Here is a 13,155-nt window from a genome sequence, read left to right on the forward strand (position 1 = left end):
CCGGATCTCGTCCTGCGTCAGGTGCGGTTGGACCTTCAGCCGGGCTCCCATCGCGTCCTCCGTTTTTCGAGGAAATAAACGACGTGAACTCGGATACGTATGATACATCCTACGGCAACACTTCACCAGGATTTAGTATTACTTGTGGAGATCCGCGGGGACGGCCGCCTCACCTTTGCGGCACGAAGCTCCGAGTCCCATCGCGTCGACGGTGCGCGAGGTGAGATCCGGACGGGCGGGTAAACCCACGGCTGGAACATTGGGAAGCCTGCTGCGCAGGCTGCGGCCGCGGCTGCCGCGCGTGATCAAACCTTCAGCGCCGACATACCATCCGCCTGCAGTTGAGTGAAGCCTCGCGCACTTTGCGAGGCTTTCCAATGTTCCAGCCGCGGCTTCAGCCGCCCGTCCCCAGATAGATCCAGCGCCGTCCCGCCACGATGGCACGCTGCCGTCCTGGCGGGTGGACGCGGTGGGGCGGGGGGAGCTGCGTGCGGGTCAGAAGATCTCCATCGCACGTCTCTGCTACAATCCGACGGAACCATGGGCGTTGCAACGAGGTACAGCAGCCGGGCGAGATCCGGCCGGGGGGCGGCGTTCCGGCGTCTGCTGCGCGCTTTGGTGGCAGCCGGCGCAAGGGAAATGCTGGTCTGAAACTTGTAACCGGGTGGAACGCGGTGCCTCGCCGGGCCGTGCTGGCCGGGCGGGGCTTTCGTTGCGGACCGCAATCCAGGGATGAGGGGATGAAGAAGCTCGCGTACGCATGCGCCGCCGCGGCGGCGCTCCTGTCGGCCGTGCCTGCCGCCGCGCAGGTGTTCACGCCCACGTTCCAGTCCACGCGCCGGGGGAGCGACATCGGCATCTACCTGAGCGACGGCCCGGGCGACCTGGCGGTGGAGGGGATCTGGCGCCGCGGCTTCGGCACGGGCGACCTGGGGCTGCGGCTGGGCTTCGCCGACGTGGGCGACGGCGACGTTCTGGTGGGTGCTGACTGGAGGCAGCCGCTGAACCTGCAGACGGCACCCATCGACCTGGCGCTCACCTTCGGCGCGCAGGGCGCGTTCGGCGACGTCAGCGGCATCGGCGGGCAGGTGGGCGTCGCCTTCGGCCACACCTTCGCCGAGCCGGGGCTGGCCATCACCCCCTACATCCACCCGCGCGTGGCGGTGGTCTCGGCGCTGTCCGACGACGGCGACGCCGAGCTCGACGTGCTGGCCGACATCGGCGCCGACTTCGATTTCTCGCCCAGCCTCAGCCTGCGCGTGGGCGTGAACCTGGGCGACGGCGCCGACTGGGGGATCGGGCTGGCCTGGCGCCGCTGAACCACGCACATTTCCGACTGATCCGGGTCCGCCGCCCATGGCGGCGGGCCGCGTTCCATTGCAATGTAAACTGATGAATTTGAAGCGAGTCGACCTGCACATCCACACGCACGCCTCCGACGGGCAGCTGGCGCCGGCGGCGGTGGTGAACGCCGCGGTGAAGGGGCGTCTGGACGTGATCGCCATCACCGACCACGACACGGTGGCGGGGGTGAGCGAGGCGCTGGCCGCGGCGCGCGGGCAGCCGATTTCCGTGATTTCCGGCGTGGAGCTGAGCAGCAAGCACGGCGACCACGAGATCCACGTCCTCGGCTACTTCGTGGACCCCGGCGCGGAGTCGCTGCGCGACCACCAGGCGTCGGCTTCGGGGCGCCGCGCCGACCGCATGCAGGAGATGGTGAGACGGCTGCAGGACCTGGGTGTGGGCGTGCGCTACGAGGACGTCCTGCGCGTCGCGGGCCCCGAGGCCAGCACGCTGGGGCGGCCGCACCTGGCGCGCGCGCTGCAGCAGGCCGGGCACACCCGCAGCGTGGGCGAGGCCTTCGACCTGTACCTCAAGGACGGCGGCAGCGCGTTCGTGGAGACGCCCTTCCCGGGCGTGCGCGACGCCATCGACATCATCCACGCGGCCGGGGGGATCGCGGTGTGGGCGCACCCCGAGCTCGAGGTGTTCGACCGCGAGGTGCGCAACTTCGCGTCGTGGGGATTGAACGGGATCGAGTGCTTCCGCCCCAACACGCCGCCGGTGGAGTCGATGCTTTTCGACAAGGTGGCGCGGGAGATGGGCCTCTTCCGCACCGGCGGGTCCGACTGGCACGGGCCGCACCGCGGGCGCCTGGGGGACTGGGCGGTGCGCTCGGAAGAGGTCCGGGAGTTGCTGGATTCGCGAGGGCTCGGCTGAACGCCGGGCCTTTTCTTCGTCGCCCATCTTGTCGGTGGGTTGAAACCCACCGCTGGAACATTGGAAAGTCCGCCTTCGCGGACTCCAACCCAGGCATCCGTTCACCCGGCGAGATTTGCGTGGCCGACGCATCCGCATCTCCCGATCCTACGATCCCGGCGCCCGCGCCGCCGTCTCCATCTCCACCGCCATCTTCATTGGTAGCGGGAGATGCGGGCGGGGTGCGGGATCCGTACGTGATCCCGGGGCTGGTGCTGCTGGGGATTCTGACGGTGCTGGCGATCCTGCTCTACCGCGCGAGCCCGCAGAGCGCCGCGGAGGTGGGGAGCGCGGCGGTGGTGGCGGTGCGGCCGGATGCGTTCACGCCGCGCGTGTCCCGCGCCCGCGAACGGGTGGATGCGGCTCAGCGCGCGCGGGCCGCGGGCGACACGTCGGGCGCGCTGGCGCGGTACGCGGAAGCCGCCGAGGAGGCGCTGGCCGCGCGCGAGCGCGCGGGAGACACCACGCAGGTACGCACCGCGACGGAGCTTTGGGCGAACGTGATCCTCGACCGCGCGGAGCTGATGCTGGCCTCCGGCGCGCGCCCCTGGTACCGCGCCGACGACACGCAGGTGTTGAACGAGTCGCTGGCCACGCTGCAGCCGCTCCGGCAGGTGCGGCTCGCGCCGGCCACGCAGCGGCGCGCGGCGGACATCGACGCGCGCATCCGCCGGCAGCTGCGCACCGGGCCGCTGGAATGGCTCGCGCCGTGATCCGCACGCCCGCGCAGCGCGCCGTGGCCGCGGCGCTGCTCTTCCTGGCCGCCGCCGTGCTGGCCGGCGTGGCGCCGGTGGAGAACGGCGTGGAGTACCGCGTGTTCGGCATCGTCGAGGGGCTGTTCGCGCTGCTGATGGCGTACCTGCTGGTGCTGCGCGGCGCGTGGGCGGCGCCGGTGGGCGTCCCCGGCTGGGCGGCGGTGGTCTACGGGACGGTGGCGACCGCGCAGGTGCTGGGGTTCCTCTTTCCGCCACCGGGGCTGGTGCAGTGGGTGGTGGTGACGGGGATCGCGATCACGGCGTGGAGCGTGTTCTCCGCCGGATCGCCGCGGCGGCTGGTGGCGAGCCTGGCCAGCCTGGCGGTGATCCTGGCGCTGGTGCGCTACTCTGTCATCCCCGTGCTGTGGACGCGCATCGGGCCGGCGCAGGGGACGGCGTTCGGGCTGGGCGACCTGGCCGAGGGCGCGCGCCGCATCTTCGCCGACTGGCGGCCCGTCAAGCCCGCAGGCGAGCTGCTGGGCTTCCTCGCCGTCTGCTGCTGGGCGCTGGCGACTCGGCTCGTCTGGTCGCCACGTGCGTTGGCCGACGATGGAGATCGGGCGGGTACCTGATCGTCATCTCCCATCCCTGAAAAGACCTGGCTCACGCAGAGAAACAGAGGCAGCAGAGGGTTTTCCTCCGCTGCCTCTGCTCCTCTGCGTGAGCCAAGTCTTTCGGGCTCAGGCGAGGACGACCTCGTGGCGCGACATGATGTCCATCAGGCTGTCCATGTCGAACTCCAGACCGTAGCGCCGTGACACCTCCAGCACGCGCTCGATCTGCACCTCGCCGCGGACGGGGATGATCGCGGCGACCTCCTCGTACCACGGCTCCAGCCCGCCGGGGGTGACGAGGTCGAGGAAGCGCGCGTCATGCCGACCCTCGTTCCAATACGTGTGCGGCACGCCGGCGGGCTTCACGATTGTCTGGCCGGCGCCGAGCTTCGTCACGCGCTTGCCGACCTGCACCCAGAGCGTCCCCTCCAGCACGTACGTCGTCTCCGTCTCGCGCTGGTGCGTGTGCAGCGGCATGGCGATGTAGCCCGGCGGCAGCGTGTGCTCCACGATCGTCGCGCCGCCACCGGTGTCCTCCGCCCGCACGCGGATCTCGCCGCGGAAGTTGCGGATGGAGACGGTGCCCGCGTTGCTCGTCGTCATCGTATCTCCACGAATCTTCAGCGCTTCCCGTCGCGCAGCCGCTCGGTGAGCGAGGCCAGCGCCTCGGTCGGATCGCCGCCGCCCTCGCCGCCGCTTTCGCGCGCGTACCAATAGGCCACCGTGCGGTCCGACGCGCGCGCGAAGATGGCCAGGCAGAAGCAGTTGCGGCATTCGATCGCCTGCAGGATGCCGGGCGTCTCGGTGTGCGACAGCGCCAGGTAGGCGCGCGTCTCGAAGTCACCGCGCGTCGCGTGCGCGGCCACGAGCTTGTCGACGATCGGCTCTTTCAGCACGTCCGGCACGAGCGCGAACTCCGCCGGGCACGGGATCCCGTGCAGGACGATCTCATATCCGCAGATGCACGTCAGCTTCGGCATTCGTGGGCCCCGTCTCGGTCCTCCAGCACGATCTCCATCCCCACCTCCACCGCCGCCGTCCAGCGCGCGAGCGTCTCCTCGTCGGGAAAGCGGAAGACGAGCGCGAGGTCGTCCTGGCCCGTCGTGGCGCTCACCAGCACGAACTCGAGCGCGTGCACCGGCGCGTCGAGCGCTTCGGGGGAGAGGACGCGCTGCCCGATGCGCACCGTGCCTTCGGTGATCTCGCCGTGGACGACGAAGATCGAGCGGCTGCGGAGGGAGAAGACGCCGTTCACGCGGAAGCGCGCGCTGGGACTCTCCGCGCTGGTCTCCATGATCCGGCAAACAGGATGGGGATTGCGATCACCTGGAGATCACGTCTACCGCGCGATGGCCACGCCCCATGGCCGGTTGCCGACGGGGACGCGCGCGACGACGCGGTTCGTGGCGGTGTCGATCACGTGCACCTCGTTGGCCAGGCCGCAGGCGGCGTAGAGGCGCCGCCCGTCGCGGGTGAGCGCGATCCCCCACGGCCGCCGGCCCACGGGGATGCGCGCGACCTGGCGCAGCGTGCGCGCGTCCAGCACGGTGACCGCCGACGCGGCCCCGTTGGCAACGTACACGCGCGCCCCGTCGGGCGACACCACGACGCCCACCGGCTTCCCCTCGCCGCGCTCGAGCTCGACGCTGCGGAGCACCTGGTGCGTGCGCGTGTCCACCACCATCAGCGTGCCGCTGACCTCGTTGGTCACGTACGCGCGCGCTCCGTCGGGCGAGAAGGCGGCGGCGCGCGGGCGCAGGTCGGCCAGGATGTTGGTCACCACGCGGTTGGCGCGCGCGTCGATCACCGAGACGGTGTTGCTCGTCTCCGCGGTGACGTAGATCCAGCGCCCGTCGGGGCTCGCCGCCACGCCCTCGGGCTCGATGCCGACCACGAGCGTCGCCAGCACGCGCCCGGTGCGCAGGTCGGTCGCCGACGCCGTCCCCGCGTCCTCGTTGGAGGCATAGAGCCGCGCGCCGTCGGGGGTGACGGCGAACTGCTCCGGGTCGCTGCCCGCGGCGTAGCGCGCGACCACCCGCCGCGTGGCCACGTCAATCACGGCGATGGCGTCGCCGCGGCTGGTGGCGTTGGGATGCTCGTCGCTGAGCGCCACGTACACGCGCCGCCCGTCGGGGCTCGCCTGGATGCCGCGCGGCCGCACGCCCACGGGGATGGTGGCCACGACGCGGTTGGTGCGCGTATCGATCACGCTGATGTCGCGCGACCCCTCGTTGCTCACGAACGCCAGCGCCGCCCGCTGCTGCGCGAGCGCGGGGGACGAGACGAGGGAGATGAGGAGCGCGAGAGCGGTGGATCGCATGCGGGCGATGAGGTCGGCGCTGCGGTGGGGCGGCGGGTGGATGAATGGTCCCGACGAGGCTCGACGAGTCACATCCAGGAGTGGCGCCGGCGCGGAGGCCCTCTCCCTGCCGCTTCGCGGCTGTCCCTCCCCCAAAACCGACTGGGGGAGGGACGGGGGCTCGCTGCGCTCGCGGCTACTTCGAGCGCGTCTCGCGGATACCTGTTGCGAGCGCCGATGCCGCGTCTGCACCGACGCGTGTAGTCCGCGAAGGCGGACTTCGTGTGGTTGTTGCCGCGAATTTATTCGCCCCTCAACCGATCGCCGGGACGAGCCTCACCCATCCGGCACTCCGACTTCTCCCGCGGCGTGCCGAGGCGGTCCAGCACCTCGCGCGACGACTCGTCGGCGCCGGGCTGCGCGCGCGGCACCTCGACGGGCGCGTCCGCGGACGGCGCGGCGACGTAGAGCGGCTGGCGAAGCTGGTGGTCCCAGGGGCGGAAGGAGAGCGGGCGCCCCTTGTGCCCGTCGAACTGCGCCGCGTCGGATTCAAGATACCGCAGCAGCGCCGCCGGCTCGGCCGAACGCGCGCGGAGGGCGGACTCCCAGAGCATCTTCACCGCGAACCACCCCGCCCACCCCTGGGAGTCCATACCCTCGCCGAACCGCGCGCGGAACCGCTGGTTGAGCTGGTCCGCGCCGAACCGCTCCAGCCGCGTGTCCCACATCTCCACCCCACCGCCCGCCACCCCCGCCAGTGCCGAAGCGACCGCGCGCATCGCCGCGCTGGGGGCGACGTGGAAGCTCGCGCGGCGGCACTCGCGGCCGCGCAGCGCATCCCCAGCGCACCCCAAGTCGACGAAGACCACCCCGCGCGCCTGCGCCAGCCCGCCCAGCGCGCGGCACTCCGCGTCGCCGAAGCCGCCCAGCAGCGCCAGCACGCGGCCCTCGCCGACCAGCCGCGCCGCGTCCGCGCCCTCCACCAGCCGCACCGTGCGGCCGAAGAGCGCCGCCGAGCGCGCGGCCTCCTCCGCCCCCATCACCACCCCGCGCGCGGCGCTCGCCATGGCCGGCGTGCGCGCGGCGGAGTCGGGAAGCACGAGCCCGATCCGCAGCGTGTCGCCGTTCGGCTGCTGCGCGGACGCGGCCGGCATACGCAGGAACGGGGCCGCGAGAAACATCAGGAGCGTAGCAGAACGCCGGTGGCGCCTCATCCTTGGCTCGGTGGAGATGGTCGATTGGAGCTATCTGCCGGTCGCCAGAGATGTCATCCTGAGGGCGCACGCACGCCGGTTTCGTCCTGCAGGATGGCTGCGCGCCCGAAGGATCTACTCGACGCCGCCTCGATGTCCGTGCGTCGCACCAGCATCTCCGCGGACGCGGCAAGATCCTTCGGGCGGCGCCAACCGATTGCGCGAACGCAGGTTCGGCGCGGCGCCGCCCTCAGGATGACATCGAACGGGTCGCGATCTCCTTCTACTCTTCACCCGTGCGGCTTCCCGCCGCCCTCGGGATTACATCGACCGCGTGATCGCGATCTCCCTCATCCATGCGGCTTGCCGCCGCCCGCGGTGACCTGCGCGTGGTTGAGCGCGGAGACGAGCGTTACCCCGCCCAGCACGTTGCCGATCAGCGTGGGGACGATGAAGCGGCCCAGCACGCCGCCCCATCCCAGCGTGCCCGTCCATCCCAGGTAGAACACCTCGGCGGCGCCCGCGATGATGTGCGAGAACTCGCCCACGCCCACCAGCCAGGTGATGGCGATGATCACCAGCACGTGCGACGTCTCCGCGGCGGGGAGCATCCACACCAGCAGCGCGATCAGCCACCCGGCGAACACGCCCTTCAGCACCGTCAGCCAGAAGCCGCTCTCCACCGCCTTCGCCGCGATCTCGCGGAAAGCGTGATGGATCTCCGGCCTGAACAACTCCGTCTTCGCCAAGACGAGCGCGAAAAGCAGCGCGCCGACGAGGTTCGTCACCAGCACCACGCTCCACAGCCGCGCCACGTGGCCGAACATCTCGCGCGTGCGGTCCGCGAGGAGCGGTACGATCACCGTGAGCGTGTTCTCGGTGAAGAGCTGCTGGCTGCCGAGGATCACGATCAGGAACCCGAACGGATATCCGAGCTTGGCCACCAGCGGCGTCCACGCCACGCCTGCGGGAAGGTGGCTCCGGATGATCCCTTCAGCGACGAAGGAGAACCCCATCGCCAGCCCCGCCGCCAGTCCGCTCCACGCCAGCGCCGCGGTCGAGCGCTTGAGCTCCTCCTGGCCCTCTCGGCGGATCACCTCGTGGGTGATGTCGGCGCTCAGCGACTCTTCCTCGTCGGCCTTCTCCCGCTCGCGCGGCTTCAGCTCGGGCGCGCGTTCCGGGCGGTCTTCGTCTTCGCGCTGTTCGGGAGATTCGGCCACGCGGCGGCGCCCGGATGAGGTGGGTCCACGAATCGACTCGCGCCGACGGGTCGCAATTCGCAGACCCGGTGCGGCGCACGGGCGATGAAGATCTCACGCGGAGCCGCGGAGACGCGGAGGACCAACCCCGGCGCTGAGTTCTCCGCGCCTCCGCGTCTCCGCGTGAGACCTCCTCGGATCTTCGACGCGCCCCGGATCCGCCACCGCGGGACGCTTCCAATCGCAAGACATTGTGGAGGCCGGAGATTGGATCGCATCGCTACAATCCTTGCTAAATCTTCGTCCAATCTCCTGAAACGGATGTGATGGACGGATGGAACACCTTATGCATAAGCCGCGGCGCGAAGGCGTGGTGTGCGCGGTGGACGCATGGCGCCCACCCATCGCCACGTGACGAGCTCCCGTCCCGCCGCGGGCGCCGAACGCGAAGGCAGCGTCTCAACCCTCGTGAGGCTGGGCGAACTGGTGCGTCCCTCGATCCTCAATCCACCCTTGCGGCTGGCCGCGGCGGCGCTGCTGCTGACGGCGGCATGCGACGGCAAGGAAAACCGCAACACGGGCACCGCGCCGCGGTTCGGCGGGCGCTCCGAGCCGCTGGCCAGCGCCATCACCGACACGACCGAGGACGGGCAGTGGACCATGCCCGCCCACGACTACGCCAGCACCCGCTACAGCCGGCTGGCGCAGATCAACGCGCAGAACGTTCCCAACCTCAAGCTGGCGTGGACCTTCAGCACCGGCGTGGTCCGCGGCCACGAGGCCGCGCCGCTGGTGGTGAACAACACCCTGTACGTGGTGACGCCCTTCCCCAACCTCCTCTACGCGCTGGACCTGACGAAGCCCGGCGCGCCGGTGAAGTGGAGCTACGACCCCAAGCCCGCCAGCGCCGCGCAGGGGGTGGCCTGCTGCGACCTGGTGAACCGCGGGGCGATGTACGCGGACGGGAAGATCGTCTACAACGTGCTCGACGGGCACACGGTGGCCGTCGACGCCAACACCGGGCAGGAGGTGTGGAAGGCGCGCGTCGCCGACTACAACAAGGGCGAGTCGCTGACCATGGCGCCGCTGGTGGTGAAGGACAAGGTGCTGGTGGGCAACAGCGGCGGCGAGTTCGGCGTGCGCGGCTGGGTGACGGCGCTCAACCTCTCCGACGGCACCCTCGCCTGGCGCGCGTACAACACGGGGCCCGACGCCGAGGTGCTGATCGGCCCCGAGTTCAAGCCGTTCTACCAGTCCGACCAGGGAAAGGACCTGGGCGTCACCACCTGGCCGCCCGACGCGTGGAAGATCGGCGGGGGGACGATGTGGGGATGGATCAGCTACGACCCCGCGCTGAACCTGATCTACCACGGCACGGCCAACCCCGGCCCCTGGAACGCCGACCAGCGCCCGGGCGACAACAAGTGGACGGCGGGGATCTTCGCGCGGAACCCCGACAACGGGCACGCGCGCTGGTTCTACCAGTGGAGCCCGCACGACCTGTGGGACTACGACGGGATCAACGAGCAGCTCCTCCTCGACCTTCCCATCGGCGGGCGCACGGTGCGCGCGCTCGTCCGCCCCGAGCGCAACGGCTACGTCTACGTGCTCGACCGCACGACCGGGCAGGTGCTCTCCGCCAACCCGTTCGTGCACGTGACCAGCACGCTGGGGGTGGACCTGAAGACGGGGCGGCCGATCGAGAACACGGCGCTGCACCCCGAGACGGGGAAGGTGGTGCGCGACATCTGCCCCGCCGCGCCCGGCGCCAAGGACTGGCAGCCGAGCGCCTTCTCGCCGCGCACGGGGCTGCTGTACCTGCCGCACCAGAACCTGTGCATGGACTTCGAGGGGGTCGAGGCCAGCTACATCGCCGGAACTCCCTTCGTTGGCGCCAACGTGAAGATGTACGCGGGCCACGGCGGCTATCGCGGCGCGCTGACCGCGTGGGACCCCGTCCGCGGCCGCATCGCCTGGCAGGATAAGGAGAACCTTCCCGTCTGGAGCGGCGCGCTGGCGACCGCGGGCGACGTGGTGTTCTACGGGACGATGGACGGGTGGTTCAAGGCGGTGGACGCGCGCAGCGGCCGGCTCCTCTGGCAGTTCAAGTGCGGCTCGGGGATCATCGGCCAGCCGATCACCTACCGCGGGCCCGACGGCAAGCAGTACGTCGCGATCCTCTCCGGCGTCGGCGGGTGGGCGGGCGCCATCGTCGCCGGCGGGCTGGACCCGCGCGACAGCACCGGCGCGCTGGGCTTCGTCAACGCGATGAAGGACCTGCCGCAGTACTCGACCAAGGGCGGGATGCTGTATGTGTTCTCGCTTTGAACGGATGGTGCGAGAGTGCGAGGGTGCGAAGGTGCGAAAGTGGGCTCGTCGCGCCGCCGGCCGGCGTGCGCGCTCGCGATTCGCTTTCGCACTCTCGCACTCTCGCACTTTCGCACTTCTGCTGCTGGCCGCCTGCGCCCGCGCCGACGCCACCCCCGCGCGGGAGCTCCGCGTCTGCGCCGATCCCAACAACCTCCCGTTCTCCAACCGCGCGGGACAGGGGTTCGAGAACCGCATCGCCGAGCTGGTGGCGCGCGACCTGGGCGCGCGGGTGAGCTACACCTGGTGGCCGCAGCGCCGCGGCTTCTTCCGCGAGACCATCCGCGCGGGAAAGTGCGACGTGGTGATCGGCGTCCCCGCGTCGTTCGAGCTGGTGGAGCCGACCCGGCCCTATTACCGCTCGTCGTACGTCTTCATCGCCCGCAAGGACCGCGGGCTGCACCTGCGCTCGTTCGACGATCCCCGTCTCAAGACCCTGAAGATCGGCGTGCAGATCGTGGGCGACGACGGCTTCAACACGCCGCCGGTGCACGCGCTCGCCCGCCGCGGCGTGGTCGGCAACCTCCGCGGCTACACCCTCTACGGCGACTACGCGCGCCCCAATCCCCCCGCCGGGATCATCGACGCGGTCGCGCGCGGGGAGGTCGACGTGGCCATCGCCTGGGGGCCGCTGGCGGGCTACTTCGCCGGGCGGGAGGGGGTGGAGATGGAGATCGCGCCGGTGGAGCCGCAGATCGATCCGCCGTTCCTGCCGTTCGTGTGGGACATCTCCATGGGCACGCGCCGCGGCGACACGCTGCGCACGCGCCTGGATGACGTCATCACCCGCCGGCGGGCGGAGATCGACCGCATCCTCAGCGAGTACGGCGTGCCCCGCGTGGAAGGGAGGCGGAGGTGAGGAGACCGGGTCCGCGCGGGGCACGCCTCGCCGTGGGGGCGATGGCGATCACGCTGGCCGCGTGCCAGCGCGAGGACCGCCACTTCCGCGAGGTGCCGCCCTCGGCCACGCCGGGATCGGTGGTGCAGACGTCGGGCGGCTTCGTCCCCGGCCCGCCGCAGCCCGAGGTGCAGGCGCGCAGCGCGTACCTGACCAACGCCTACGCCGTCAGCGAGGGCGAGAGCCTGTACAACCAGATGAACTGCGTGGGATGCCACTTCCACGGCGGCGGGGGGATCGGGCCGCCGCTGATGGACGACAAGTGGATCTACGGCGCGCAGCCGGAGAACATCTACCAGTCCATCGAGGAGGGCCGCCCCAACGGGATGCCCGCCTGGGGCTCGCGGCTGTCGAGCGACCAGATCTGGAAGATCACCGCCTACGTGCTCTCCATGTCGGGCCAGATCAGGAAGGACGTGGCGCCCGGCCGGCAGGACCACATGCAGGGGAAGAAGCAGGAGCAGGGCACCGAGGTGATGCCGCCGAAGCCCTACGGCGGCCAGCCCCCGTCGACGGTCTTTCCATGAGTGCGAAAGTGCGAAAGTGCGAAAGTGCGATGCGTTTTCGTGCGGGGCGTGCGTTCGCGCGCGCCCGTGCTTTCGCACCCTCGCACCCTCGCACCCTCGCACTTTCGCACTTTCGCACTCTCGCACTCCTCTCCCTCGCCGCCTGCGCAGGCTCGCCACGGCAGACCATGCTGAACCCGGCGGGGCCGCAGGCGGACAGCATCTTCGGGCTGTGGACGTACATGTGGATCGCCTCCACCGCCGTCTTCGCCGCGGTGATGGTCGCGCTGGCGATGGCGCTGGTGCGCGGGCGGCGGCGCGACGCACCCGACGTGAGCGAGGCGGGGGAGGGAAGGGCGCGGCGCACGATCGTCGTCGCCACGGGGATCACCCTCGCCATCCTCCTGGCGACGCTGGTGGCGAGCTATCTCACCGGCCGCGCGTACGCGGTGACGCCGGAGAGCGGGCGGCCGCTGCAGATCACCCTGATCGGGCACCAGTGGTGGTGGGAGGTCACGTACAACGACTCGCTGAGCAGCCGCAGCCTCTCCACCGCCAACGAGATCCACATCCCCGTGGGCCGCACGGTGGTGGTGAAGATGACCAGCTCGGACGTGATCCACTCCTTCTGGGTGCCCAACCTGGCGGGGAAGAAGGACATGATCCCCGGCTACAGCAGCACGATGTGGCTGCGCGCCGACCGGCCCGGCGTGTTCCGCGGCCAGTGCGCCGAGTTCTGCGGCCACCAGCACGCGAAGATGGCGCTCCTCGTGGTCGCCGAGCCGCCCGCGGAGTTCGCGCGCTGGTACGACGCGCAGCTCGCCGACAACATGCCGCCCACCGACACCACGCAGAGCACCGGAAAGAACGTGTTCATGAGCCACGGCTGCGTGCTCTGCCACACCATCCGCGGCACCGACGCGGGCGGGCGGGTGGGGCCGGACCTGACGCACCTCGCCACGCGGCGGACCCTCGCCGCGGGAACCATCCCCAACAACCGCGGGTGGCTGGGGGGATGGGTGATGGACCCGCAGGGGATCAAGCCCGGGGCCAAGATGCCGCCCAACGACATGCGCCCCGACGAGCTTCAGGCGCTGCTCGCGTACCTCCAGAGCCTCCGCTAGG

Annotated in this window: 14 protein-coding genes; 8 read left to right on the top strand and 6 right to left on the bottom strand. The window is 70.8% G+C overall.

What is annotated here, in order from left to right:
• The first annotated feature begins 740 nt into the window (after positions 1-740).
• The 4 genes from VF092_21040 (at position 741) to VF092_21055 (ending at position 3,586) form a co-directional block, all read left to right on the top strand.
• Entirely contained in the window at positions 741-1,319 is a 579-nt protein-coding gene (locus VF092_21040; protein ID HEX6749791.1) for a hypothetical protein, read from the top strand.
• A 73-nt stretch (positions 1,320-1,392) separates the two neighbouring features.
• A complete protein-coding gene (locus VF092_21045) occupies positions 1,393-2,220 on the top strand; it encodes a PHP domain-containing protein (GenBank protein HEX6749792.1) in 828 nt (275 codons plus the stop codon).
• 119 nt (positions 2,221-2,339) lie between these two features.
• The gene (locus VF092_21050) at positions 2,340-2,972 is read left to right on the top strand and encodes a hypothetical protein (GenBank protein HEX6749793.1); all 633 of its coding nucleotides are present in this window, start codon (positions 2,340-2,342) and stop codon (positions 2,970-2,972) included.
• Positions 2,957-3,586, top strand: coding sequence for a hypothetical protein (locus VF092_21055; protein ID HEX6749794.1), 630 nt, complete (start codon positions 2,957-2,959; stop codon positions 3,584-3,586). The genes VF092_21050 and VF092_21055 overlap by 16 nt, the downstream gene beginning before the upstream one ends.
• Before the next feature lie 108 nt (positions 3,587-3,694).
• On the opposite strand, the gene VF092_21060 is transcribed toward VF092_21055, so the two are convergent.
• From VF092_21060 to VF092_21085, 6 genes are all read right to left on the bottom strand, one after another.
• Positions 3,695-4,171 (bottom strand): cupin domain-containing protein, encoded by a 477-nt coding sequence (locus tag VF092_21060; protein HEX6749795.1) that lies wholly within the window; start codon positions 4,169-4,171, stop codon positions 3,695-3,697.
• Positions 4,172-4,188: 17 nt separating this feature from the next.
• Positions 4,189-4,548 carry a hypothetical protein gene (locus VF092_21065; protein ID HEX6749796.1) on the bottom strand — a complete coding sequence of 120 codons (360 nt, stop codon included), beginning with the start codon at positions 4,546-4,548 and terminating at the stop codon, positions 4,189-4,191.
• Positions 4,536-4,862, bottom strand: a complete 327-nt coding sequence (locus VF092_21070; protein HEX6749797.1) for a hypothetical protein — start codon at positions 4,860-4,862, stop codon at positions 4,536-4,538. The genes VF092_21065 and VF092_21070 overlap by 13 nt, the downstream gene beginning before the upstream one ends.
• 45 nt (positions 4,863-4,907) lie before the next feature.
• Positions 4,908-5,888 (bottom strand): PQQ-dependent catabolism-associated beta-propeller protein, encoded by a 981-nt coding sequence (locus VF092_21075; GenBank protein ID HEX6749798.1) that lies wholly within the window; start codon positions 5,886-5,888, stop codon positions 4,908-4,910.
• Positions 5,889-6,169: 281 nt separating this feature from the next.
• Positions 6,170-7,021, bottom strand: coding sequence for an ABC transporter substrate-binding protein (locus VF092_21080; GenBank protein HEX6749799.1), 852 nt, complete (start codon positions 7,019-7,021; stop codon positions 6,170-6,172).
• 389 nt (positions 7,022-7,410) lie between these two features.
• Complete coding sequence (locus VF092_21085) at positions 7,411-8,280, bottom strand: formate/nitrite transporter family protein (protein HEX6749800.1); 870 nt, start codon at positions 8,278-8,280, stop codon at positions 7,411-7,413.
• A gap of 447 nt (positions 8,281-8,727) precedes the next feature.
• Between VF092_21085 and VF092_21090 the strand changes: the two genes are divergently transcribed.
• The 4 genes from VF092_21090 (at position 8,728) to coxB (ending at position 13,154) form a co-directional block, all read left to right on the top strand.
• Complete coding sequence (locus VF092_21090) at positions 8,728-10,587, top strand: methanol/ethanol family PQQ-dependent dehydrogenase (protein HEX6749801.1); 1,860 nt, start codon at positions 8,728-8,730, stop codon at positions 10,585-10,587.
• A 31-nt stretch (positions 10,588-10,618) separates the two neighbouring features.
• On the top strand, positions 10,619-11,485 hold the full coding sequence (locus tag VF092_21095) for a substrate-binding domain-containing protein (protein HEX6749802.1): 867 nt from the start codon (positions 10,619-10,621) through the stop codon (positions 11,483-11,485).
• Positions 11,482-12,051 (top strand): cytochrome c, encoded by a 570-nt coding sequence (locus VF092_21100; protein HEX6749803.1) that lies wholly within the window; start codon positions 11,482-11,484, stop codon positions 12,049-12,051. The genes VF092_21095 and VF092_21100 overlap by 4 nt, the downstream gene beginning before the upstream one ends.
• A 167-nt stretch (positions 12,052-12,218) precedes the next feature.
• Positions 12,219-13,154 (top strand): cytochrome c oxidase subunit II, encoded by a 936-nt coding sequence (coxB, locus tag VF092_21105; GenBank protein ID HEX6749804.1) that lies wholly within the window; start codon positions 12,219-12,221, stop codon positions 13,152-13,154.
• Position 13,155 lies beyond the last annotated feature (1 nt).

Origin of the sequence: Longimicrobium sp., from assembly GCA_036377595.1 — a bacterium.
GTDB lineage: Bacteria > Gemmatimonadota > Gemmatimonadetes > Longimicrobiales > Longimicrobiaceae > Longimicrobium.

Bases quoted from the DNA above. Each gene is read 5' to 3' on its own strand.
- VF092_21040 (HEX6749791.1), top strand. From the start codon at position 741: ATGAAGAAGCTCGCGTACGCATGCGCCGCCGCGGCGGCGCTCCTGTCG.
- VF092_21045 (HEX6749792.1), top strand. From the start codon at position 1,393: ATGAATTTGAAGCGAGTCGACCTGCACATCCACACGCACGCCTCCGAC.
- VF092_21055 (HEX6749794.1), top strand. From the start codon at position 2,957: ATGGCTCGCGCCGTGATCCGCACGCCCGCGCAGCGCGCCGTGGCCGCG.
- VF092_21060 (HEX6749795.1), bottom strand. From the start codon at position 4,171: ATGACGACGAGCAACGCGGGCACCGTCTCCATCCGCAACTTCCGCGGC.
- VF092_21065 (HEX6749796.1), bottom strand. From the start codon at position 4,548: ATGCCGAAGCTGACGTGCATCTGCGGATATGAGATCGTCCTGCACGGG.
- VF092_21070 (HEX6749797.1), bottom strand. From the start codon at position 4,862: ATGGAGACCAGCGCGGAGAGTCCCAGCGCGCGCTTCCGCGTGAACGGC.
- VF092_21075 (HEX6749798.1), bottom strand. From the start codon at position 5,888: ATGCGATCCACCGCTCTCGCGCTCCTCATCTCCCTCGTCTCGTCCCCC.
- VF092_21080 (HEX6749799.1), bottom strand. From the start codon at position 7,021: ATGCCGGCCGCGTCCGCGCAGCAGCCGAACGGCGACACGCTGCGGATC.
- coxB (HEX6749804.1), top strand. From the start codon at position 12,219: ATGCTGAACCCGGCGGGGCCGCAGGCGGACAGCATCTTCGGGCTGTGG.